The organism is Dermacoccus sp. MPR-E5 (genome assembly GCF_058809565.1).
Genome location: NZ_JBXASS010000012.1, coordinates 1 through 22277, shown reverse-complemented (window position 1 = coordinate 22277; position 22277 = coordinate 1). Strand labels below are relative to the sequence as shown.

The following is a 22277-nucleotide window of genomic DNA, read 5'->3' as shown; positions in this document are numbered from 1 at the left end:
TCGGAGCGTTCGGTCGATTCAACAGAAACCAACATAGACGCAAGTGCGAACCTGTGCGTCGATGCCCGCCCCTCAGGCGGGCGTGAGCCCGCGCCGCAGCCGGCCGGCGTCACCCCTCGAGCCGCCGCGGTGGAGGGTACGTCGACGATCCGAACGCGCGCGGACGCGCCGGCGGTGTCAGAATGGGGCACATGTCCGACAACACCTCACCCCTCGTGGCGGGCCAGACCCGCCCGCACATCCTGTCCGGAATGCAGCCGACATCCGACTCGCTGCATCTCGGCAACTATCTCGGTGCGCAGATCAACTGGGTGAGGATGCAGGAAGGTTTCACCCCCTTCTTCTGCGTCGTCGACCTGCACGCGCTGACGGTGAATCCGGACCCGGCGCAGCTGCGGGAACGTTCGTACGCGACGGCGGCGCAATACCTCGCCGGTGGTGTCGATCCGCAGCGCTCGGCCGTCTTCGTGCAGAGCCATGTGCGCGAGCACGCCGAGCTGGCCTGGATCCTCAACTGCATCACCGGGTTCGGCGAGGCGGGGCGCATGACGCAGTTCAAGGACAAGGCCGGCAAACGCGGCAACGACAACACGAGCGTCGGGCTGTTCACCTACCCGATCCTCATGGCCGCGGACATCCTGCTCTATGACGCGCAGTACGTGCCGGTGGGGGAGGACCAGCGTCAGCACCTCGAGCTGACCCGCAACCTCGCGCAGCGCTTCAACTCCCGTTTCGGCGAGACGTTCGTCGTGCCCGAGCCGTACATCCCGGAGGGCACTGCGAAGGTGATGTCGCTGCAGGATCCGACGAAGAAGATGAGCAAGTCGGACGAGAACGCGAACGCCTCGATCAACATGCTCGACGAGACGAAGAAGAACACGAAGAAGATCAAGTCGGCCGTCACCGACCTCGACAACCTCGTCGCGTTCGACGTCGAGAACAAGCCGGGCATCGCGAACCTGCTGCGCATCCACGCGGCGATCTCCGGCGAGTCGATCGAGACCCTCGTCGAACGCTTCGCCGGCGAGAACCGGTACGGCGCGCTCAAGACGGAGGTGGCCGAGGTGGTCGCCTCCGTCCAGGGCCCCTTCCGCGAGCGCTACCTCGAGTTCATGGCCGATCGGGGCGAACTCGATCGCATCCTCGCCGACGGTGCGGCCCGCGCGCGCGAGATCGCCGCGCCGACGCTCGCCCGCGCCTACGACGCCGTCGGCCTGGTGCCGGCGACGCGCTGAGCAGGACGCATCGTGCGCACCGTCGGCGTCAGCATCGCCGTCCCCGAGCCGTACTTCTCGCAGCTGCGCGAGATGCGTCGCGCCGCGGGCGATCCGCAGGCTGACGCGGTGCCGCCGCACGTCACGCTCATGCCGCCGACGGAGGTGGCGGAGGGCTTGATCCCCGAGTTCACCGCTCACCTGCGCGACGTGGCGCGCGACTTCGCCCCCTTCGACATGATCCTGCGCGGCACCGGCACGTTCCGGCCCACCTCCCCGGTCGTCTTCGTGCAGCTCGCGCAGGGCGTCGACTCGTGCGAGCAGCTCGAATCGGCGGTGCGCAGCGGACCCATCGGCCGCGACCTCGAGTTCCGCTACCACCCTCACGTGACGATCGCCCACCACGTCGACGACGGCGCCTTGACGCATGCGTTCGAGGTGAACAAGCACTACGAGGCGGCGTTCACGGTGAGCGAGTTCCACCTCTACTTCCAGGAGGATGACGGCGTGTGGTCGCCCGTCGAGTCGTTCACGCTGCAGGGCCGCGGCTCGGGCGCCGGAGTGTCCTGAACGCGCCTCGAGCGTGAGGCATCTCGCAGCCGGTGGTTAGGTCCTCCTAAGGTCTGTGTGATATGTCACGATTTGCGCACGTTGGGAACACCCGGCCTCCGAGGCGTCGCCCGGACGGCGTAAAGTGCCCTGCGTGGCAACGAATACTCTCCCCGCGAAGCGGACTGGCAAGGCTGGGAGCACCCTCTTCCTGAAGACGCTGATGGCGGGCTCAGGACTCTTCTTTGTGCTCTTCGTTCTTGGGCATATGTACGGAAACCTCAAGCTCCTGTGGGGCGAAGAGACGTTCAACACGTACGCCCATCACCTGCGCACGATCGGCGAGCCCATGCTCCCGCATCGTGGGCTTCTCGACATCATCGAGGTTCTCCTCGTCCTCGCGCTGATCGCGCACGTCTACTCGGCGGTCAAGCTCTGGCAGCGCGCAGGCACGGCGCGCACGCAGCGCTATGCCGTGAAGAAGACGCAGCTCGGCTTCGGTGGGCACGCCGACAAGGCGATGCGTTGGGGCGGGCTGTTCCTGCTCCTGTTCGTCATCTTCCACCTCATCCAGTTCACCCTGCCCAAGGTGAACTTCAACGGTGACGACACGAACAACCCGTACTGGCTCGTCCACGACAGCTTCCGCCTGTGGTGGGTCGCCCTCATCTACATCGCGGCGATGATCGCCCTCGGCATGCACCTCATGCACGGCATCTGGAGCGCGGCGCAGACCCTCGGGTGGACCGGTTCGCCGGCGGCACGCAAGAAGGCCAAGCTCGTGGCGCACCTGACGGCCGCCGTCGTCGTCGTCGGCTTCCTCATCCCGCCGCTCGCCGTCCTCTTCCACCTCATCTGACAGGAGACAAGACACCATGAGTACTCCCATGGGTGAAACGGCGCAGAGCGGCTCCGGCGACACGCCGACCGCGACCCAGGAGAAGGGCGGGCGCAACGACGCCCACGCCTTCTTCACCGAGGGCGCGCCGATCAAGGACACCAAGGCTCCCGACGTCGACATCGCGCAGATGTGGACGCAGCACAAGTTCGACGACAAGCTCGTCAACCCCTCGAACCGTCGCAAGCTCGAGGTCATCATCGTCGGCACCGGTCTCGCCGGCGCCTCGGCCGCCGCGACGATGGGTGAGGCCGGGTACAACGTCAAGACGTTCTTCTACCAGGACTCGGCCCGTCGCGCGCACTCGATCGCCGCGCAGGGCGGTATCAACGCCGCGAAGAACTACAACGACGACGGTGACTCCACGTACCGCCTCTTCTACGACACGGTCAAGGGCGGCGACTACCGCAGCCGCGAGACCAACGTCTACCGCCTCGCCGAGGTCAGCACGAACATCATCGACCAGTGCGTCGCCCAGGGTGTTCCGTTCGCGCGTGAGTACGGCGGCTACCTCGACAACCGTTCGTTCGGTGGTGTGCAGGTCGCGCGTACGTTCTACGCGGCGGGTCAGACGGGCCAGCAGCTGCTCATCGGCGCCTTCCAGGCCATGGAGCGTCAGGTCGCGAAGGGCACCGTCAAGGAGTACAAGCGCCACGAGATGCTCGAGGTGATCATCAAGGACGGTCGTGCGCGCGGCATCATCACGCGTGACATGGTCACCGGCGCGATCGACACTCACCTCGCCGACGTCGTCGTCCTCGCGACGGGTGGCTACGGCAACGTGTTCTTCCTGTCGACGAACGCGATGGGCTGCAACGTCACCGCGACGTGGCGTGCGCACAAGAAGGGTGCCTACTTCGGCAACCCGTGCTACACGCAGATCCACCCGACCTGCATCCCCGTCTCCGGGGACCACCAGTCGAAGCTGACGCTGATGTCGGAGTCGCTGCGCAACGACGGCCGCATCTGGGTGCCGAAGAACGCAGCCGACTGCGACAAGGACCCGCGCGACATCCCCGAGGAGGCGCGCGACTACTACCTCGAGCGCATCTACCCGGCGTTCGGAAACCTCGTGCCGCGTGACATCGCGTCGCGTCAGGCGAAGAACATGTGTGACGAGGGCCGCGGCGTCGGCCCGCTCGTCGACGAGGTCGACGAGCACGGCAACAAGCGCCAGATGCGTCGCGGTGTCTACCTCGACTTCACCGCCGCCATGGAGCGCATGGGTGAGGCGGCCGTCAAGGAGAAGTACGGCAACCTGTTCGACATGTACGCCCGCATCACCGGTGAGGACCCGTACAAGACGCCGATGCGCATCTACCCGGCTGTGCACTACACGATGGGTGGCCTGTGGGTCGACTACGACCTCGAGACCTCCATCACCGGTCTGTACTGCACGGGCGAGGCGAACTTCTCGGACCACGGTGCGAACCGTCTGGGCGCCAGCTCGCTCATGCAGTGCCTCGCGGACGGCTACTTCGTCCTGCCGAACACGATCCGCAACTACCTCGCCGAGGGTCCGTTCGAGAAGGTCGACGAGAACGACCCGGCCGTCGTCGAGGCGCGTCGCTCGGTCGAGGAGCGCATCAACAAGTTCCTCTCCATCAACGGCACCCGCACGGTCGACAGCTTCCACAAGGAGCTCGGCCGCATCATGTGGGAGTACTGCGGCATGGAGCGCTCAGAGGCCGGCCTGACGAAGGCCATCGGTCTCATCCGCGAGCTCAAGAAGGAGTTCTGGAGCAACGTCAAGGTGCTCGGCGCTGCCGACACCCTCAACCAGTCGCTCGAGAAGGCCGGTCGTGTGGCCGACTTCATCGAGCTGGGCGAGCTCATGTGCATCGACGCGCTGCACCGCCGCGAATCGTGTGGTGGTCACTTCCGCGCCGAGAGCCAGACCGAGGACGGTGAGGCGCTGCGTCACGACGACGAGTTCGCGTACGTCGCTGCCTGGGAGTACGGCGAGGACGGGCTCGCGTCCGAGGATGCCGCCAACACGCCGGTCCTGCACAAGGAGGACCTCGTCTACAAGTTCATCGAACTGAAGCAGCGGAGTTACAAGTGAATCTCACACTCAAGATCTGGCGTCAGGACAACGCGGCCGCCGCTGGGCGTTTCGAGACCTACCCGGTCAAGGACATCAGTGAGGACATGTCGTTCCTCGAGATGCTCGACGTGCTCAACGAGCAGCTCCAGGCTGACGGTATCGAGCCGATCGCGTTCGACTCCGACTGCCGCGAGGGCATCTGTGGCATGTGCGGGCTCATGATCTCGGGCATGGCACATGGCCCCGAGGTCACGACGACGTGCCAGTTGCACATGCGCTCGTTCACGGACGGGGACGAGATCACCGTCGAGCCGTGGCGCGCCGACGCGTTCCCGGTCGTGCGTGACCTCGTCGTCGACCGCAGCGCGTTCGACCGCATCATCCAGTCCGGCGGTTACATCTCCGTCAACACGGGTGCTGCACCGGAGGCTCACAGCCAGCTCGTGCCGAAGCCTCAGGCAGACCGCGCGTTCGAGACGGCGAAGTGCATCGGCTGCGGCGCGTGCGTGGCCGCGTGCCCGAACGCCTCCGGCATGCTCTTCCTGGGCGCGAAGATCACGCACCTCGGTGAGCTGCCGCAGGGCCAGCCGGAGCGCGACGCCCGCGTCGTGTCCATGGTCAACACGCATGACCACGAAGGTTTCGGCGGTTGCACCAACATCGGTGAATGCGCCGCGGCCTGCCCGAAGGAGATCCCGCTCGACGTCATCAGCCAGCTGAACGCCGACTTCCGGACAGCCAGGTCGCGTCACTGACGATCGCCATCTAGATGCCCGAGGAGGGCCCCACTTCGTGCTGGGCGCGGAGCGGGGCCCTCCTGCGTGAAACCAGTGCCTCAGCCTGAGGAATCTGCCGCAATCGCCTGAGGCGTCCACGGGATTCGTGCACCAGTCCATGTGCGCCTGGGGGCATCATGGGCATCGGCTGAGTCAACGTGACGATCATGCCCGGCGAGATCGAGCTCGTCCCTCCTCAATCTGGACCAGAACCACAATCGACCCCACGCCAATCCCCGGCGCCCGCCTCCCGGCGTCGATCGGCTTACTGCAGCCCGTCGGCGGACCCGTATTGCGTGAGGCAATCTCCGATTTCTCCAGCCCCTCGGGGAAGGTGCAGACTTTCGTGGGGCTGGCTTCCCGGCGGCTGGCGAGCGTCATGGGACACACGCCGACCGAGCCGAGCTTCACCCGTTGCCGAACGGCCCGTGAGCTGCACGGTTATGCTCTGCGGGTGACGTCTTCTCCAGCGGCGCGACCCTCCATCAGTGTTCTCACCATCACTTACAACGGAGCCCGCTACCTGCCCACGCTGATGGCCTCCCTCGCGCGACAGGATGCCGATTTCCCTTGGGAGTACGTGGTGGTGGACAACGGTTCGACTGATGGCACCTGGGACGTCGTGAGCGAGCTGGCGCGAACCCTCCCTGCGCCGGTGCGCATGATCGACGGTGGTGCGAAGCCAGGCAACATTCCGTACGTGCGCAACCTTGCGGCTGCATCGGCGCGAGCTGACCACCTCGTGTACTGCGATCAGGACGACATCGTCGAACCGGGCTGGTTGGCGGCGGCGGAGGACGGCTTGCGTCAGCACGAAGCTCTCATGGGCCTCATCCACGACATGACGCCTGTTGATGCTCCCCCCCGCGTCATGAATCCGAGCGTGTACACGGACATGCCCATCGTCGAGTCCTGCAACTTCGCTGTGCGCCGCGCGACGCTCGAGGCTGCAGGCGGATTCGACGAAGATCTAGCAGGGTACGGAATGGATGACTCCGAACTCGCGCTGCGTCTCAGAAAAAAAGGTCATGCAATTGTCGGGTGGCCGTCGATGAGAATTCAAGCCAGACAGACTGTCGGCACGATGAACCGTATACGCAAGGTGTTCAGTTCGGCCCGGACTGAGATGGTCGTCTGGCAGAAGCACGCGGACGTCTACGGTGATCGCAGGAACCGACGCTATCTTTGCAAAGAGACGCGCACGAATCTTCGTACCGGGTGGTTAGCTGTTCGCGGTGGTAGTGGTGTCTCCAAGGACCGGGGTGCTCGGGCGGTCGTCACTTCGGCAGGTCACTTGTATGAGCGCGTTCGGCCCCGAGCGGCTCGCTCGTCCGTCGTCGAGCCTCCCTGCCAGCCCAAAACCAGCGAAAGTTTCGACCACATCGTCATCACGCAATTCTCCGCGGTGTTCGCCCCTGACGCCGAACCCGCATCACAGGAGTGGTGCTGGTACCGGTTGGCGATCTTCCGCAAGCTCCTGTGCCCCAGCATGCGCAGCCAAAGCGGGGCCGCGCCCTTCACGTGGCTCGTGTATTTCGATGAGCGGTGTTCATCGGGGTTCCGTGCCGCCGTGGATGAACTTGCCGCTGGGCTCTTCGTTCCCATCTGGACACATGACGTCTACTGGGACCGCGTCGTGCGCGATGTGGAGAAGCTGAGTACTCGTGAATACCTCATCACGACGCGGGTGGATAGTGACGACGCACTCTCTCGCGGCTTCATCCGAAGCGTGCAGGAAGAGTTTGCCCGCCAGGACCTGCTGTTCGTCACCTTCCCGCGCGGTTTACAACTCGATGACAAGGGCCGGGTGTACTCCTACGACGAACCGTCGGGCCCATTCATGAGCCTCATCGAACGGCGCGGGTCCGAACCGCCGCGCGTCGTGCTCAGCCACGCACACTTCAATCATGGCCTGGTGCGCCGGCATGGCCCGATACGGGAAGTCATCACCGGTGGCCGCCCGATGTGGCTCCAATACATCCACGGGACGAACGTTGCAAATGCCGTCCGGGGGGTAAGGGTGCCAGCCGCGACGCTGTCTCGTTGGTTCGACGTGGAGATGCATGCGAGACCGGACGCCTCATGGCTCATCTTCGCAACGGATCTCGTACGGTCGCACGCGGCGCGCGTGCGGTTCTGGGGCGGGACGCCGTACTACGCTGTGGAGTACGTCGACGCGTTGTTCGATCGTATCCGCGGGACCCATGTCAAGAAGCCTGCGGGGGCGTCCGTCCACGGTCCGCCGTTGCTGAGCGCGCTCGTCAGAAGCCGTAAAGGCGTGAGCATGCTTGTACGACGAGGGGGTAGCTGAAGATGGTCTCGTCCATCAGGCGTCTTGCTCTGCAGACAGGTCCCGGAACCAAACTGCGCCAGCGTTATCGCAGTCTGCGTGCTGTGCAGGTCTTGGGGAATACCGCCCGGGAGCATCCTGAGTACGCGATAGGGCCCATGCCTACGGCAAGATTCGGGTTTTCCATGACGCGGAGCAGCACACGCTCACGATCGGCGACTAATGTTCGCTGGGAGAAGGTTCTGTCTATTGGGTAGGTGGTGGTCACCGCCCGGACTGGGTGATCACATACCCGTTCAACACCCTTGACGCGAGATTCTCAGGAATCCATGGCCATCCGTTGAGCCGTGGGAACGTCGAGGTCGGCAGTGATGTCTGGGTGGGTTTCGAGGCGTTGATCATGTCGGGTGTGACCATCGGCCACGGTGCGGTCGTTGGTGCTCGATCCGTCGTGACGAGGGACATCGAGCCCTATACCATCGTGGCTGGTTCGCGAGCGCGGGTGGTACGTAAGCGCTTCGACGATCGGACGTTAGCGCGTCTACGCGACATCGCTTGGTGGGAGTGGGATGAGGCGGAGGTGTTCGCCGCAGCACCTTTCCTGCAGAATGCTGACATATCGGCCCGTATCGAAGGTGTCGATTCGGGCTCGTAGGGTCCTTCTTCTGCAAGACGGCTGTCTGGCTCGGCTGTTACGCCGCGCGGGAGACCGAGCGGGCCCGGGACCCGGCGATGACGCTCGCGTAGTAGTCGAGCAGACGCTGCGTCATGCCGTTCCAGGAGCGGCCGGCCATCTTGCGCGCGCCCGAGGCGCCCATGCGCTCGCGCATCGCCTCGTCGCTCACGAGCGTCCCGATGCTCTGCCGCAGCGAGCCGGACGCGTCCGGGTTGAACAGCAGACCGGTGACGCCCGGCTTGACGATGTCGAGCGGGCCCCCGGCTGCGGGCGCGACGACGGGCAACCGCGACGCCATCGCCTCTTGCAGCGTCTGTCCGAAGGTCTCCTTCGTGCCCGTGTGGCAGAAGATGTCGAAGCTCGCGTAGCTGTGGGCGAGTGTCGCGCCCTCCTGACGGCCGAGGAAGTGCGCGCGCGGCAGCAGTGCGGCGATCTCATCCCGAGAAGGGCCCTCACCGACCAGCGCGATGCTGATGCCCGGCAGGTCGGCGATCTCGGCGAGGCGGTGCAATTCCTTCTCCGGCGCGAGACGCCCGACGTACCCGACAATCACCTCGCCGTTCGGCGCGAGGCGTGAGCGCAGCTGCGCGACCTGCGGCGAGCGGCGCAGCTCGGGCGAGTAGGTGGCGGTGTCGACGCCGCGCCCCCACAGCGCGACACGCGGCACGCCGTGCGCGGCGAGCTCGGTGATCGCCGCGCTGCTCGGAGCGAGCGTCAAGTCGGCGAGGGAGTGAAGGTGACGCACCCAGGTCCACGACGCGCGATGTGCAAGGGGGCCGACGGGCCCACCGTGCTGCGCGACGTAACTGGGCATGTCGGTCTGGTAGATGGCAACCGTCGGGATACCGAGGTTGCGCGCGGCAGCCAACCCTCGCGCGCCGAGGCCGAAGGGTGAGGCGGCATGAACGACGTCCGGAGCGAAATCGCGCAGGATCTGTTCGAGTCTCCGGGTCGGCAGCCCGACACGGAACGCGCGAAGAGTGACGGTCGGCACCGTCGTCACACGGAAGCCGAGGTACTGCGTCGGGGCGGGGGAGGGACAGATGACGAGAACGTCGTGCCCTCCGGCAGCCGCGAGACAGTCGAGCACCCGGCACACGCTCGTGGTGACGCCGTTGAGCGTCGGCAGGAACGATTCGGTGACGATCGCAATTCGCACGTGCTCAGCACACCCCGCGACGGTGACGCGTGCGCACCCGCGCGATGGCGTCACGCTGAGCGTCAGGTGAACAGCACGTGGCCCCACGCGAATGCACGCCTCGACCCGCCACGCCTGCCCGGGTGAACTACGGTAATGGTCATGTCAGACGTGGAGTCGAGCCCGATCGAGGGCTTCTGGGGTGTGATTCCCGCGGGTGGATCGGGAACACGGTTGTGGCCGCTGTCGCGCGCGAACTCGCCGAAGTTCCTGCACGATCTCACCGGGTCGGGGCGCTCGCTGCTGCAGGGGACGGTCGACCGGCTGCAGCCGCTGTGCGGCTCCAACCTCCTCATCGTCACGGGCGCCTCGCACGCCGAGGCCGTGCGTGAGCAGCTGCCCGAGCTCGGCCCGAACGACCTGCTCGTCGAACCCAGCCCGCGCGAGTCGATGCCCGCCATCGGCCTCGCCGCCGCGATCCTCGAGAAGCGGGATCCCGACGCAGTCCTCGGCTCGTTCGCAGCCGACCAGGTCGTCGGCGACACGTCGGTGTTCGAGGACACCGTGCGTCAGGCCGTCGAAGTCGCGCGCGAGGGCTACCTCGTCACCGTCGCCATCCGCCCGACGTACCCATCGACCGGCTTCGGCTACATCCGCGCCGGCAACAACCTCGGCATCAACGGTGCGCCGGACGCGACGATCGTCAAGGCCTTCGTCGAGAAGCCCGACGGCCCGACGGCGCAGGCCTACGTCGCGACCGGCGAATACGCCTGGAACGCCGGCATGTTCGTCGTGCGCGCCGCGACGCTCATGGAGATGATCGAGCACTACCAGCCGCGCCTGGCCGAGTACCTGCGCATCATCGCTGACAACCCGTTCCGCCTCTCGGAGCTGTGGCCGCGCCTGACGAAGATCGCCATCGACAACGCCATCGCCGAACCGGCGGCGGTCGACGGGCGCGTCGCGACGGTACCCGGCTCGTTCACCTGGGACGACGTCGGTGACTTCGCCTCGCTCGCGTCGCTGCTCGTCGAATCGGCCGACGCGCCGGGCGTCAAGGTGCTCGGGGAGAGCGAACTCGTCGTCATGCAGGACGCGACGGGCGTCGTCGCGCCGCGCTCGGGGCGCACCGTCGTCGCCATGGGTATCGAGGGCGTCGTCGTCGTCGACACCGTCGACGCGGTGCTCGTCACGACGCGTGAGCGTGCCCAGGACGTCAAGAAGATCGTCGAGCAGCTCAAACTGAGCGGTCGCGAAGACCTCACCTGAGGATCTCGGACAGAAGGCTGTCGCGTGCGTGCGCCTCGGTTGGGTTCGCGCATCCGAACCCCCGCGCGGTGGGCGGGCTCGCATCGGCGACAATGACCGCATGAACTTCGATCTCGACGCCGTCCGGCGCGCCGCGCTCACCCACGGGTACGAGAAGGCGCTGCGCCCCGCGCTGTTCCGCATCGGCGGGGGAGACGCCGAAGCGGCGCACCACGCGACGATCACGGCGATGGCGCAGCTCGGCGCCCTGCCCGGCAACGGCCTCGCCGTCGACGCCCTCGGCGCGGCCCTGGGCGCCCCATCGAGCCCCGTGACGCTGGCGGGAATACGGTTTCCCGGCCGCGTCGGCCTCGCCGCGGGCGTCGACAAGGACGGCGTCGCCGTCACGTCCTGGCAGGCGCTCGGCTTCGGGTACGTCGAGGTCGGCACCGTCACGGCGCACCCCCAGCCCGGCAATCCGACGCCGCGGCTGTTCCGCCTCAAGGCGAGCGAGGGCATCATCAACCGGATGGGGTTCAACAACGCCGGCTCCGAGGCGCTCGCCGACACCCTGAGCGCCGCGCGCGCGACCGGCACGCTCAAGATCCCCATCGGCGTCAGCCTCGGCAAGACGAAGACGACGGCCGTCGAGGAGGCAGTCGGCGACTACCTCACGTCGCTCGGACGCCTCTCCGGTCTCGCCGACTACTTCGCCGTCAACGTCTCCAGCCCCAACACGCCCGGGCTGCGTTCGCTGCAGGACAAGGCCCCGCTGCTCGAACTGCTGCAGGCCATCACGACGCGCGAGGCGCACCTGGCGCAACAGCGCGGCGCGCGCCCAACGCCGGTGTTCGTCAAGATCGCGCCCGATCTCACCGAGGACGCGCTCGAGGACGTCCTCGACGTCGCCCACGGTGCCGGGGTGGCCGGTCTCATCGCGACGAACACCACGCTGACGCGCGACGGCATCGCGCGCGCCGATCAGCCGCTGGCCGCCGAGGCAGGCGGGCTCTCGGGTGCCCCGTTGACCCGCCGGGCGCGCGCCGTCGTCGCGTTCCTGTCGGTGCGCACCCAGCTGCCGATCATCGGCGTCGGCGGCGTCATGACCGCCGACGACGGCCTCGCACTCGTCGATGCGGGTGCGGACCTCGTCCAGGTGTACTCCGGTTTCATCTACCGCGGCCCGGCGCTCGTGCGCGATCTCAACGCGGCGCTGCGAGCGCGTCACGCCTGAGAGCGTCCTGCGCCGGCGGACGGGGCACGTGACCTGGGTGACCCGCCCGCCCTTTCGGACGTGACGCGGGTTACAGTGCCCTCATGAGTGGCGCAGACGACCGCAAGCAGACGACCGAGTCGGGCCTCGGGCTCAAGCCGGTGTACTCGGCCAACGACCTGGCGGGCTTCGATCCCGCGACGCGGCTGGGGGAGCCGGGTTCGTACCCGTTCACGCGCGGCGTGTACCCGTCGATGTACACGGGGCGCCCGTGGACGATGCGCCAGTACGCCGGGTTCGGCACGGCGCGTGAGAGCAACCAGCGCTACCACGAGCTCGTCGCCAACGGCACGGGCGGGTTGTCCGTCGCGTTCGACCTGCCGACGCAGATGGGCTACGACTCCGACGCGGCTCTCGCGCACGGTGAGGTCGGCAAGGTCGGCGTCGCCATCGACTCCCTCGACGACATGCTCGTCCTGTTCGACGGGCTGCCGCTCGACGAGGTCTCGACGTCGATGACGATCAACGCGCCCGCCTCGAGCCTGCTGCTCATGTACCAGCTCGCTGCCGAGCGCCAGGGCATCCCGGGTTCGAAGCTGACGGGCACGATCCAGAACGACGTCCTCAAGGAGTACATCGCCCGCGGCACGTACATCTACCCGCCCGCCGAGTCGCTGCGCCTCATCTCGAACATCTTCGAGTACTGCCACACCGAGATACCCCGCTGGAACACGATCTCCATCTCCGGCTACCACATGGCCGAGGCCGGGGCGACGCCCGCGCAGGAGATCGCCTTCACCCTCGCCAACGCCAAGGAGTACGTGCGGGCGGCGCTCGCCGCGGGCCTCGACGTCGACGACTTCGCGCCGCGACTGTCGTTCTTCTTCGTCGCGCGCACGACGCTGCTCGAGGAGGTGGCGAAGTTCCGTGCCGCTCGCCGTCTGTGGGCGCGCATCATGCGGGACGAGTTCGGCGCGAAGAACCCGAAGTCGCAGATGCTGCGCTTCCACACCCAGACCGCCGGCGTACAGCTGACGGCCCAGCAGCCCGAGGTCAACCTCGTGCGCGTCGCGCTTCAGGGCCTCGGCGCCGTCCTCGGTGGCACGCAGAGCCTGCACACGAACAGCTACGACGAGGCCATCGCGCTGCCGACGGCCAAGGCCGCCCGCCTCGCGCTGCGCACCCAGCAGATCCTCGCGTTCGAGACGGACGTGACGAAGACCGTCGACCCGTTCGCGGGTTCCTACGTCGTCGAGTCGATGACGGACGACCTCGAAGAGGAGGCGATGACGCTCATCCAGGCCGTCGAGGACAAGGGCGGGGCGGTGCGCGCCATCGAAGAGGGCTTCCAGAAGAACGAGATCGAGAAGAGCGCCTACGACGTCGCGCTGCAGATCGACTCGGGGGAGCGGGTCGTCGTCGGCGTGAACAAGTACACGCTCGACGAGGAAGAGCCGTACGAACCGCTGCGCGTCGACCCCGCGATCGAGGCCGAGCAGTGCGAACGCCTCGCGAAGCTGCGCGCCGACCGCGACCAGGGCGCCGTCGACGCCGCCCTGGAGAAGCTGCAGGCCGCCGCCTCCGGAACCGACAACGTGCTGTGGCCCATGCGAGAGGCCCACGCCGTCGGCGCCACCGGCGGTGAGGTGAGCGACGCCCTGCGCGCGGTGTGGGGCAAGTACACGCCGCGCGACGCGTTCTGAGGCATCGCTCGGGCCGGCCGAGGTGAACGAGCGGCGGCAGTGCGCGGCCGGGCGACAATGAGCACGCTCGAGAAATCGTCGATACCTCCGGCCCGGGCTCGGGCCCCCGAACGAGAAGGACGTGGTGGCCCTGAGCTCCCGCAAGTCACCCCTGGCCGGCATGGGGATCGGGCGCAAGATCGCGACGATCGCGCTCGCCGTCCTCGCCGTCATCGCGCTACTCGCTGTCCTCACCGGGCGCGGGGGAGGAGGCGGCTCGAGCAGCTCTCCGTCGTCGAAGTTCTCGCCCGTGACCTACTCGGACGGCCCGTCGTCGTCCGGTGAGAGGTCGGGCGGTGCGAAGTCGGGTGGGGCGGGCCGGGCATCGTCGAGTGCCCCCACATCGGGTGACGGCGACGCCGCCGATGTGGTGCCCGTCGCGCAGCTGCCCGCGCAGGCGCGGGCAACGCTGAAGCTCATCGACGCAGGGGGGCCGTTCCCGTACTCGCGTGACGGCATCGTCTTCGCCAACCGTGAGGGCCGCCTGCCCAAGCATCCGCGCGGCTGGTACCACGAGTACACCGTCGAGACGCCGGGAGAATCCGACCGCGGCGCTCGCAGGTTGATCCAAGGCAAGGACGGCACCATCTATTACACGGGCGACCACTACGAGAGCTTCCGGAGGGTGCAGAGATGACGGCTGCGACGGTGCGTGGGCTGATCGAGGCGGGCCAGGGCGGCTGGGTGCCGCGGGGGCTGACAGGCCCGACGTCCGACGAGTTGCGCTCGCTGTGCAAGGACGCGGGGTGGGGCTTCGTCGAGGTGCGCCTCGCCGGGGTGGCGGACAAGCCCGACCTCATGCGCACTCTCGCGCGCCAGCTCGAGCTGCCCGCTTATTTCGGCGGAAACTGGGACGCCCTCGAGGAATGCCTCGGCGACGTCGTCGCGCGCGAGGACGGCATGGTCCTGCGGCTCAAGGGCCTCGGCGCGCTACCCGCGGGCCTGAGCGACCCGCTCGTCGACATCGTCGACGACCTCGTCGAAGATCATGACGGCGCGGGCCGCACGAGCCCGCTCGTCGTCGTCGCCGACCCGCCGTTGCCGCGCTGAGCGGCGCGGCGGGCCCCGGTGAGAACCCACCGCCGGAGGCGGAGCGTGTGCTGTATCTCATCGAGTCGCGGTGGCGCCCAATAACGGTTCGGTCACCTCGGATCGTTGTCGCTTCAACCCGGTGCGCGACCCCGGTAGGCTGAACCGGTCCGGTGGCGTGACGTGCGCCACCTCTGCCAAGACGAAGCCTGTCGTGAGCACGCATCGCGTGCCTGGACGTCGCTCGCCCGCCCCGGGTGCTGACGCACGATGCGGCCTTCGTTCCGATAGACCCAAGGAGTCCCCGTGAAGCGGGTTGTTTCCATCGCTGCCGCCGTCGCCATGACGGCCGGTCTCGCCGCCTGTGGTTCGAACGACAAGTCCTCCGGTTCGTCCTCCGGGGGCACCGACCAGTTCAAGGCCGCCATCGCCTTCGACGTGGGTGGCCGTGGTGACCATTCCTTCAACGACGCCTCCTACCAGGGCCTCGAGGACGCGAAGAAGAAGATCTCGAACCTGTCGATCACGACGGCCGAGGCCTCCGAGTCGGACAACGACCAGGCGCGTGTCAACCGCCTCACGCAGCTCGCCTCCTCGGGCAACAAGGCGATCGTCGCCGTCGGCTTCGTCTACGCGAACGCCGTCGGCCAGGTCGCCAAGAAGTTCCCGAACGTCAAGTTCGCGATCATCGACGACGCGACGCCCGCGTCGGCCGGCTCGAACGTCGAGCAGATCACCTTCAAGGAGAACGAGTCCTCCTACCTCGCCGGTGCCGCGGCCGCCAAGACGAGCAAGACGGGCCACATCGGCTTCGTCGGCGCGCTCAAGGTGCCGCTCATCCAGAAGTTCGAGGCCGGCTACATCGCGGGCGCGAAGAAGGTCAACCCGAACATCAAGGTCGACTCGAAGTACCTCGCCTCCGACGGCAAGGGCTTCAACGACACCCCCGGCGGCAAGGCCGCTGCCGACGCCATGTTCCAGTCCGGCGCCGACATCGTCTTCGCCGCGGCCGGCAAGTCGGGCGACGGCGTCATCTCCTCGGCGCACTCCAAGGGCAAGTGGGCCATCGGCGTCGACTCCGACCAGGCCCTGACGGCTGACAAGTCCGTCGCCGGCTCCGTCCTGACGTCCGCGACGAAGCGCTGCGCGGGCACGGTCGAGGACTTCGTCAACTCGGTCAAGGACGACTCGTTCAAGGGCGGCAACAAGGTCTACGGCCTCAAGGAGGACGGCGTCTCGCTCTCCACGACGGGCAACCACCTGTCCGCCGACACGCTCAAGACCGTCGATGACCTGAAGAAGCAGGTCGTCGACGGCAAGATCACGGTTCCCACGACTCCGTCCAACTGAGTCGCCACCCGGTGAAGGTCCGGCAAGCGGGTGTTCTGCTTGCCGGGCCTTCACGGTTCGAGCAGGAGTGTGCGTCATCGACACCACCGATCCCACGACGACGTCGGCCGCGGCGCCCGACGTCAGCGCGCCCCCGCAGGGGCCCCTCGCCGTCGACCTGCAAGGCATCACGAAGCGATTCCCCGGCGTCGTCGCGAACTCCGACCTGTACCTGCAGGTCGAGCGCGGCACGATCCACGCCATCGTGGGGGAGAACGGTGCCGGCAAGTCGACGCTCATGAAGATCCTCTACGGCGTGCAGAAGCCCGACGAGGGCACGATCCGCATCAACGGTGACGAGGTCTCGTTCTCGTCGCCGAAGGACGCGATCAAGGCCGGCGTCGGCATGGTGTTCCAGCACTTCATGCTCGCGGACAACCTCACCGTCCTCGAGAACGTCGTCCTCGGCGCCGAGAAGCTGCACGGCATCGGGGCGAAGGCGCGCGCGGAGATCACGCGCATCTCGCGGGCCTACGGGCTCGGCGTCCACCCCGACGTGCTCGTCGCCGACCTCGGCGTCGGCGCCCGTCAGCGCGTCGAGATCCTCAAGGTGCTCTACCGCGGGGCGAAGATCCTCATCCTCGACGAGCCGACGGCCGTGCTCGTGCCGCAGGAGGTCGACGAACTGTTCGCGAACCTCGCCGAGATGAAGGCCGAAGGCCTCACGGTGCTGTTCATCTCGCACAAGCTCGACGAGGTGCGCGGCGTCGCCGACGACATCACCGTCATCCGCCGCGGCACGACGATCGACCGCGTCAAGAGCGCGTCGGTGACGAGCAAGCAGCTCGCCGAACTCATGGTCGGCTCGCAGCTGCCCACCCCCGAGACGCAGGAATCGACCGTCACCGACCGCGTCGTCATGCGCCTCGACGGGCTGACGCTCGCCGACCGCGCCGGCGGCCCGGCGCTGCTGTCGAACATCGACCTCGTCATCCGCGCCGGCGAGGTCGTCGGCATCGCCGGTGTCGAGGGCAACGGCCAGGCCGAACTCGTCGAGACGATCCTCGGCATGCGCCGTGCCGACAGCGGCCACGTCGTCATCGGCGACGACGACGTCACGACCTGGCCGACGAAGCAGATCCGCGACAGCGGGGTCGGCTACATCCCCGAGGACCGTCACCGTCACGCGCTGCTGCTCGGTTCGCCGCTGTGGGAGAACCGCATGCTCGGCCACCAGCGACAGGCCCCCGCGAGCAAGGGCTGGCGCCTCACGCCCGGCGCGGCGAAGGAGGACACGCAGCGCATCGTCAGCGAGTACGACGTGCGCACGCCGAGCATCGACGTGACCGCCGGGTCGCTGTCGGGCGGCAACCAGCAGAAGCTCATCTTCGGGCGCGAGATGTCGCACGCACCGCGCGTCCTCGTCGCCGCGCACCCGACGCGCGGTGTCGACGTCGGCGCGCAGGCCGCGATCTGGGATCACATCAAGGACGCACGCCGCGAAGGTCTTGCCGTGCTGCTCATCTCCGCCGACCTCGACGAACTGATCGGCCTGTCCGACACGATCCGAGTCATCCTGCGAGGGCGGCTGTCGGGCGAGTTCGACCCCCATCACGTGACCGCCGAACAGCTCGGCGCCGCGATGACGGGTGCCGGTTCGGACGCGAGCGACTCGAGCGCACGCATTCCCACGACCTCGAAGACCGAGAACACGACCGGCGCCACCGCCGCCGGCACGAGCGAGGACACCGTCCGATGAACTCCACCCTCCGCCGCGTCGGCGTCGCGCTCGCCGCGCCGCTGCTCGCCATCGCCATCGCCGTGGTGCTGACGTCGATCGTCCTGCTCGCGCTCGGAAACTCCGTCGGGCCGGTGTGGCAGGTGTTCCTGTCCTCGCCGATGCCGGGCGTCACCGAGGCGATCATCAACGACACCGCCGTGCTGTACCTGTCGGGCGTCGCCGTCGCCATCGGCTTCCGGATGAACCTGTTCAACATCGGCGTCGACGGCCAGTACCGCGTCGCCGCGTTCGCCGCCGCGCTCTTCGCGGCGCAGGGCTGGCTCCCGGGCTTCCTCAACGTCATCTTCGCGCTGCTGCTCGCGATGCTCGTCGGCGCGGTCTGGGCCGGGATCATCGCCGTGCTCAAGGTGACGCGCGGCGTGTCCGAGGTCATCAGCTCGATCATGCTCAACTCGATCGCGACGGGTGTTGTCGCGTGGCTGCTCAACAAGGTCGCCGATCGCACGCCCGGATCGAACGCCACGGTGACGAAGAGCATCCCCGACAGCTCGCACGTGCCGGCGCTCGCGAACCTGTCCGGTGGGCCGATCTACGGCCTCGGCATCCTCGCCGTCATCGTCGGCCTGGTCTACTGGTTCGTCATCAACCGCACGCGCTTCGGCTTCGACCTGCGCGCGACGGGCACGTCGGAATCCGCGGCCGTCGCGAGCGGTGTCAACGTCAAGCGCATGACGATCTCCGCGATGCTGATGTCGGGCGCCGTCGCCGGTCTCGTCGGCATGCCGCAGCTGTTCGGCCAGGACTACAACTACGGCTCCAACAGCCAGAGCGGTCTCGGCTTCGCGGGCATCGCCGTCGCACTCATCGGACGCAACAACCCGATCGGCATCGCGTTCGGTGCGCTGCTGTGGGCCTACCTCAACGGCCAGTCCGACGCGCTGCAGATCAACGCCGGCGTCAACGCCTCCCTCGTCAACATCATCCAGGGCGTCATGGTGCTCGCCGTCGTCATCGCGTACGAACTCGTGCGCCGCTGGGACAAGAGCATCGAACAGCGCCACGTCGCCGCGGAACTGGCCGCCGGAAACACCGCAGGAGCGAGCGCATGAGCACCGTCGCAACCCGACCCACGGCAGGGATCACCCGCCGTCTCGGTCGCAAGGCCCTGCTGCCGCTCGGCCTGCTCGGCATCCTCGTCGCGCTGTCCGTGCTGCGTGTCGCGACGGGCGTCAACGACATTGACTCGGCCAACGCGATCTCCGCGGCCGTCGTCGCCGCCGTCCCGCTCGCGCTGGCGGGCCTCGGTGGTCTGTGGTCCGAGCGCGCGGGCGTCGTCAACATCGGGCTCGAGGGCATGATGATCATGGGCTCCTGGTCGGCGGCATACGCGGCCTACCACTGGGGCGCGTGGGCGGGCGTCATCGCAGCGATCGCCGGCGGCATGCTGTTCGGCGTGCTGCACGCCATCGCGACGGTGTTCTTCGGCGTCGACCAGATCGTCTCCGGTGTCGCGATCAACCTGCTCGGCGCGGGCCTGACGAAGTTCCTCGCCGAACGCTTCTTCTCGAGCCTGCCCGGCGGCGGTGCGACGCAGAGCCCCAGCCTGCCGGACATCGGCACGTTCACCGTGCCCGGTTCGTCAGCGCTGTCGGATCTCGAGGGCAAGCATTGGTTCCTCGTCTCCGACCTCGCCGGCATCCTCGGCGGCCTGTTGACGAACGTGTCGTGGCTGACGCTCATCACCGTCCTGCTCATCGCGGCGACAGCGTACGTGCTGTGGCGCACGCCGTTCGGTCTGCGTCTGCGCAGCTGCGGTGAGGCGCCGCAGGCCGCCGAGACGCTCGGCGTCAACGTCTACCTCTACAAGACGATCGCGGTGCTCGTCTCCGGCGCCCTCGCCGGCCTCGGCGGCGGCTTCCTCGCGATGGTCGCCTCCGACGGCTTCCAGCAGGGCCAGACCGGCGGGCGCGGGTACATCGGTCTCGCCGCGATGATCTTCGGCAACTGGATGCCGCTCGGCACCGCCCTCGGCGCGCTGCTGTTCGGCTACACGCAGGCGCTGCAGCTGCGCGGCGGCGACCAGGTGCATGCGCTGCTGCTGCTCGTCGGCGCGGGCGTCATCGTCGGCGCGATCTGGATGGCGGTGCGTCGTCGCGTGCTGCCGGCGGTGATCCTGGCGGTGACGGCGGTGCTCGTGCTGAGCTGGTACTTCGGTTCGAACACGATCGACCCGAACCTCACGAGCACGGCGCCATACGTCGTCACCCTGCTCGTCATGGCGTTCGCCAGCCAGCACCTTCGCATGCCGGCGGCCGACGGTGACGTCTACCGCAAGGGTGAAGCCGGGTGAGCGAGCACTCACGCGTGACGGCCTCGGCTGCGCAGACACCCGACTGGGCGCACCTGCGCTCCGAGGCCATCGCCGCGTCGCGGCGCGCCTACGTGCCCTACAGCCGGTTCCCGGTCGGCGTCGCCGCGCTCACGACCTCGGGTCGCGTGCTCACCGGCTGCAACGTCGAGAACGCCGCCTATGGCGTCGCGCTGTGCGCCGAGTGCGGGCTTGTGTCGTCACTGTTGAACACGTCTGACCGAGACGGTCTCGGCGGGGGTGTGAACGCTGGTGTGGCTGACAACGCGATGGCCGGCGCAGACTGTTCCGACGCCGGCCTGTCTGACGGCGGGGCGGGCCCGGTCGTCGATGCGACTGCGGCGCGCGAGCGGCTCGTCGCGCTGTCGTGCGTCGACGGCAACGGCACCCCGATCACGCCGTGTGGACGCTGCCGACAGGTGCTCGCCGAGCACGCCGTGGCGCCGTCCGTCGATTCACCTGGCCTGCTCATCGACATGGACGGGCGCGACCCGCTGCCGTTCGTCGAGCTCCTTCCGCACGCGTTCGGCGTCACCAACCTCGACGCCGTCGCCACCTCCGCCGCCCAGCTGAAAGGCGAATCATGACCTCCGCTGCCTCCACCCACGAGGCGTTCGACGCCGTCGACCTCATCCGCACGAAGCGCGACCGCGGCACGTTGAGCCGCGACGAGATCGACTGGATCATCGACGCCTACACACGCGGCGCCGTCGCGGACGAGCAGATGTCGGCGATGGCCATGGCGATCCTGCTCAACGGCATGACGCGGGACGAGATCGCATGCTGGACCGCAGCGATGATCGCGAGCGGTGAGCGGATGGACTTCTCGTCCCTGCGCGTGCCCACGGCCGACAAGCACTCGACCGGGGGAGTGGGCGACAAGATCACGCTGCCGCTCGCGCCGCTCGTCGCGGTGTTCGACGTCGCCGTGCCGCAGCTGTCGGGCCGCGGGCTCGGTCACACCGGCGGCACGCTCGACAAGATGGAGGCCATCGCCGGGTGGCGTGCAGGGCTGACGAACGCCGAGATGATGCGTCAGCTCGACGAGGTCGGCGCCGTCATCTGCGCCGCCGGTGACGGGCTGGCACCCGCCGACAAGAAGCTGTACGCGCTGCGTGACGTGACGGGCACCGTCGAGGCCATCCCGCTCATCGCCAGCTCGATCATGAGCAAGAAGATCGCCGAGGGCACGGGCGCGCTCGTGCTCGACGTCAAGGTCGGCTCGGGTGCGTTCATGAAGACGCAGGACGACGCCCGCGAACTGGCGCGCACGATGGTCGACCTCGGCAACGACGCCGGCGTCGACACGGTCGCGCTGCTGACCGACATGTCGACGCCGCTCGGGCTGACGGCCGGCAACGCTCTCGAGGTGCGCGAATCGGTCGAGGTGCTCGCCGGGGGCGGCCCGAAGGACGTCGTCGACCTCACGGTGGCACTCGCCGTCGAGATGCTCGCCGGCGCCGGTCGGCCCCAGGACGAAGCGGCCGTGCGCGCAGCGCTGCGCGACGGGCGTGCGATGGACGCGTGGCGCCGCATGGTCGCCGCGCAGGGCGGCGACCCCGACGCCGAACTGCCCGTGGCGAAGGAGTCGCACGTCATCACCGCACCGAGCGACGGCGTGCTGACGCGCCTCGACGCACTCGCCGTCGGCGTCTCGGCGTGGCGACTCGGCGCGGGCCGTGCGCGCAAGGAGGACCCGGTGCAGGCCGGCGCGGGCATCGAACTGCACGCCAAGCCCGGCGACACCGTCAGCGCCGGCACGCCGCTCATGACGCTGCACACCGACACGCCGGAGCGTTTCGAGCGCGCCGTGGCCGCCCTCGACGGCAGCTACGACATCAGCGCCGACGCCGGGTCATCCACGCCGCGTGACATCGTCATCGACCGCATCGCCTGACCCCGCCCCACCTGCAATTTTCGTCCACATCCGCGATTCCTGCCCACCTGATTGGAGTCACGTGGGGTTGAGTTGGGTGATTTCGGGTGTTGTGGCGGCGATGGGGCGCCGGCCTCGGTAGC

19 protein-coding genes are annotated in these 22277 nt (G+C 67.9%); 18 read left to right on the top strand and 1 reads right to left on the bottom strand.

Annotated elements, in window-relative coordinates:
- Positions 1-191: 191 nt before the first annotated feature.
- The 7 genes from trpS to AC1RS9_RS10380 all read left to right on the top strand — a co-directional run bounded on the left by trpS (position 192) and on the right by AC1RS9_RS10380 (position 8429).
- The gene (gene trpS, locus AC1RS9_RS10410) at positions 192-1235 is read left to right on the top strand and encodes a tryptophan--tRNA ligase (protein ID WP_286697651.1); all 1044 of its coding nucleotides are present in this window, start codon (positions 192-194) and stop codon (positions 1233-1235) included.
- 12 nt (positions 1236-1247) lie between these two features.
- On the top strand, positions 1248-1784 hold the full coding sequence (locus AC1RS9_RS10405) for a 2'-5' RNA ligase family protein (RefSeq protein WP_259878002.1): 537 nt from the start codon (positions 1248-1250) through the stop codon (positions 1782-1784).
- A gap of 124 nt (positions 1785-1908) precedes the next feature.
- Positions 1909-2622, top strand: a complete 714-nt coding sequence (locus tag AC1RS9_RS10400; protein WP_492921344.1) for a succinate dehydrogenase cytochrome b subunit — start codon at positions 1909-1911, stop codon at positions 2620-2622.
- Between the two features lie 169 nt (positions 2623-2791).
- Positions 2792-4726, top strand: coding sequence for a fumarate reductase/succinate dehydrogenase flavoprotein subunit (locus tag AC1RS9_RS10395; RefSeq protein WP_492921450.1), 1935 nt, complete (start codon positions 2792-2794; stop codon positions 4724-4726).
- Positions 4723-5463: a succinate dehydrogenase/fumarate reductase iron-sulfur subunit gene (locus tag AC1RS9_RS10390; RefSeq protein WP_038569034.1), complete on the top strand. Its 741-nt coding sequence runs from the start codon at positions 4723-4725 to the stop codon at positions 5461-5463. Before AC1RS9_RS10395 ends, AC1RS9_RS10390 begins: the two co-directional genes overlap by 4 nt.
- Before the next feature lie 367 nt (positions 5464-5830).
- Entirely contained in the window at positions 5831-7795 is a 1965-nt protein-coding gene (locus AC1RS9_RS10385) for a glycosyltransferase (protein ID WP_165584418.1), read from the top strand.
- A 259-nt stretch (positions 7796-8054) separates the two neighbouring features.
- On the top strand, positions 8055-8429 hold the full coding sequence (locus tag AC1RS9_RS10380) for a CatB-related O-acetyltransferase (protein ID WP_286697315.1): 375 nt from the start codon (positions 8055-8057) through the stop codon (positions 8427-8429).
- 37 nt (positions 8430-8466) lie between these two features.
- Here AC1RS9_RS10380 and AC1RS9_RS10375 read toward each other — a convergent pair whose 3' ends face one another.
- Positions 8467-9609, bottom strand: a complete 1143-nt coding sequence (locus AC1RS9_RS10375) for a glycosyltransferase family 4 protein (protein ID WP_040015139.1) — start codon at positions 9607-9609, stop codon at positions 8467-8469.
- Positions 9610-9744: 135 nt separating this feature from the next.
- Here AC1RS9_RS10375 and AC1RS9_RS10370 point away from each other — a divergent pair, with 135 nt between their 5' ends.
- The 11 genes from AC1RS9_RS10370 to AC1RS9_RS10320 all read left to right on the top strand — a co-directional run bounded on the left by AC1RS9_RS10370 (position 9745) and on the right by AC1RS9_RS10320 (position 22155).
- Positions 9745-10857: a mannose-1-phosphate guanylyltransferase gene (locus tag AC1RS9_RS10370; RefSeq protein ID WP_144694772.1), complete on the top strand. Its 1113-nt coding sequence runs from the start codon at positions 9745-9747 to the stop codon at positions 10855-10857.
- A 100-nt stretch (positions 10858-10957) separates the two neighbouring features.
- The gene (locus tag AC1RS9_RS10365) at positions 10958-12070 is read left to right on the top strand and encodes a quinone-dependent dihydroorotate dehydrogenase (protein WP_144694771.1); all 1113 of its coding nucleotides are present in this window, start codon (positions 10958-10960) and stop codon (positions 12068-12070) included.
- Between the two features lie 83 nt (positions 12071-12153).
- Complete coding sequence (locus AC1RS9_RS10360; protein ID WP_354945433.1) at positions 12154-13752, top strand: acyl-CoA mutase large subunit family protein; 1599 nt, start codon at positions 12154-12156, stop codon at positions 13750-13752.
- Between the two features lie 121 nt (positions 13753-13873).
- Positions 13874-14428 (top strand): guanyl-specific ribonuclease, encoded by a 555-nt coding sequence (locus AC1RS9_RS10355; RefSeq protein ID WP_260853047.1) that lies wholly within the window; start codon positions 13874-13876, stop codon positions 14426-14428.
- A complete protein-coding gene (locus tag AC1RS9_RS10350) occupies positions 14425-14841 on the top strand; it encodes a barstar family protein (protein ID WP_115297269.1) in 417 nt (138 codons plus the stop codon). Before AC1RS9_RS10355 ends, AC1RS9_RS10350 begins: the two co-directional genes overlap by 4 nt.
- A 285-nt stretch (positions 14842-15126) precedes the next feature.
- The gene (locus tag AC1RS9_RS10345) at positions 15127-16170 is read left to right on the top strand and encodes a BMP family lipoprotein (protein ID WP_038569024.1); all 1044 of its coding nucleotides are present in this window, start codon (positions 15127-15129) and stop codon (positions 16168-16170) included.
- A gap of 67 nt (positions 16171-16237) precedes the next feature.
- Positions 16238-17908 carry an ABC transporter ATP-binding protein gene (locus tag AC1RS9_RS10340; RefSeq protein ID WP_115297268.1) on the top strand — a complete coding sequence of 557 codons (1671 nt, stop codon included), beginning with the start codon at positions 16238-16240 and terminating at the stop codon, positions 17906-17908.
- Complete coding sequence (locus tag AC1RS9_RS10335; RefSeq protein ID WP_038569022.1) at positions 17905-18999, top strand: ABC transporter permease; 1095 nt, start codon at positions 17905-17907, stop codon at positions 18997-18999. The genes AC1RS9_RS10340 and AC1RS9_RS10335 overlap by 4 nt, the downstream gene beginning before the upstream one ends.
- Positions 18996-20240, top strand: coding sequence for an ABC transporter permease (locus tag AC1RS9_RS10330; protein ID WP_144694767.1), 1245 nt, complete (start codon positions 18996-18998; stop codon positions 20238-20240). Before AC1RS9_RS10335 ends, AC1RS9_RS10330 begins: the two co-directional genes overlap by 4 nt.
- On the top strand, positions 20237-20845 hold the full coding sequence (locus AC1RS9_RS10325; protein WP_376783765.1) for a cytidine deaminase: 609 nt from the start codon (positions 20237-20239) through the stop codon (positions 20843-20845). Before AC1RS9_RS10330 ends, AC1RS9_RS10325 begins: the two co-directional genes overlap by 4 nt.
- Positions 20842-22155, top strand: a complete 1314-nt coding sequence (locus AC1RS9_RS10320; RefSeq protein ID WP_144694765.1) for a thymidine phosphorylase — start codon at positions 20842-20844, stop codon at positions 22153-22155. The genes AC1RS9_RS10325 and AC1RS9_RS10320 overlap by 4 nt, the downstream gene beginning before the upstream one ends.
- Positions 22156-22277: the final 122 nt, after the last annotated feature.

Bases quoted from the DNA above. Each gene is read 5' to 3' on its own strand.
- trpS (WP_286697651.1), top strand. From the start codon at position 192: ATGTCCGACAACACCTCACCCCTCGTGGCGGGCCAGACCCGCCCGCAC.
- AC1RS9_RS10395 (WP_492921450.1), top strand. From the start codon at position 2,792: ATGTGGACGCAGCACAAGTTCGACGACAAGCTCGTCAACCCCTCGAAC.
- AC1RS9_RS10370 (WP_144694772.1), top strand. From the start codon at position 9,745: ATGGTCATGTCAGACGTGGAGTCGAGCCCGATCGAGGGCTTCTGGGGT.
- AC1RS9_RS10365 (WP_144694771.1), top strand. From the start codon at position 10,958: ATGAACTTCGATCTCGACGCCGTCCGGCGCGCCGCGCTCACCCACGGG.
- AC1RS9_RS10360 (WP_354945433.1), top strand. From the start codon at position 12,154: ATGAGTGGCGCAGACGACCGCAAGCAGACGACCGAGTCGGGCCTCGGG.
- AC1RS9_RS10350 (WP_115297269.1), top strand. From the start codon at position 14,425: ATGACGGCTGCGACGGTGCGTGGGCTGATCGAGGCGGGCCAGGGCGGC.
- AC1RS9_RS10335 (WP_038569022.1), top strand. From the start codon at position 17,905: ATGAACTCCACCCTCCGCCGCGTCGGCGTCGCGCTCGCCGCGCCGCTG.
- AC1RS9_RS10330 (WP_144694767.1), top strand. From the start codon at position 18,996: ATGAGCACCGTCGCAACCCGACCCACGGCAGGGATCACCCGCCGTCTC.
- AC1RS9_RS10320 (WP_144694765.1), top strand. From the start codon at position 20,842: ATGACCTCCGCTGCCTCCACCCACGAGGCGTTCGACGCCGTCGACCTC.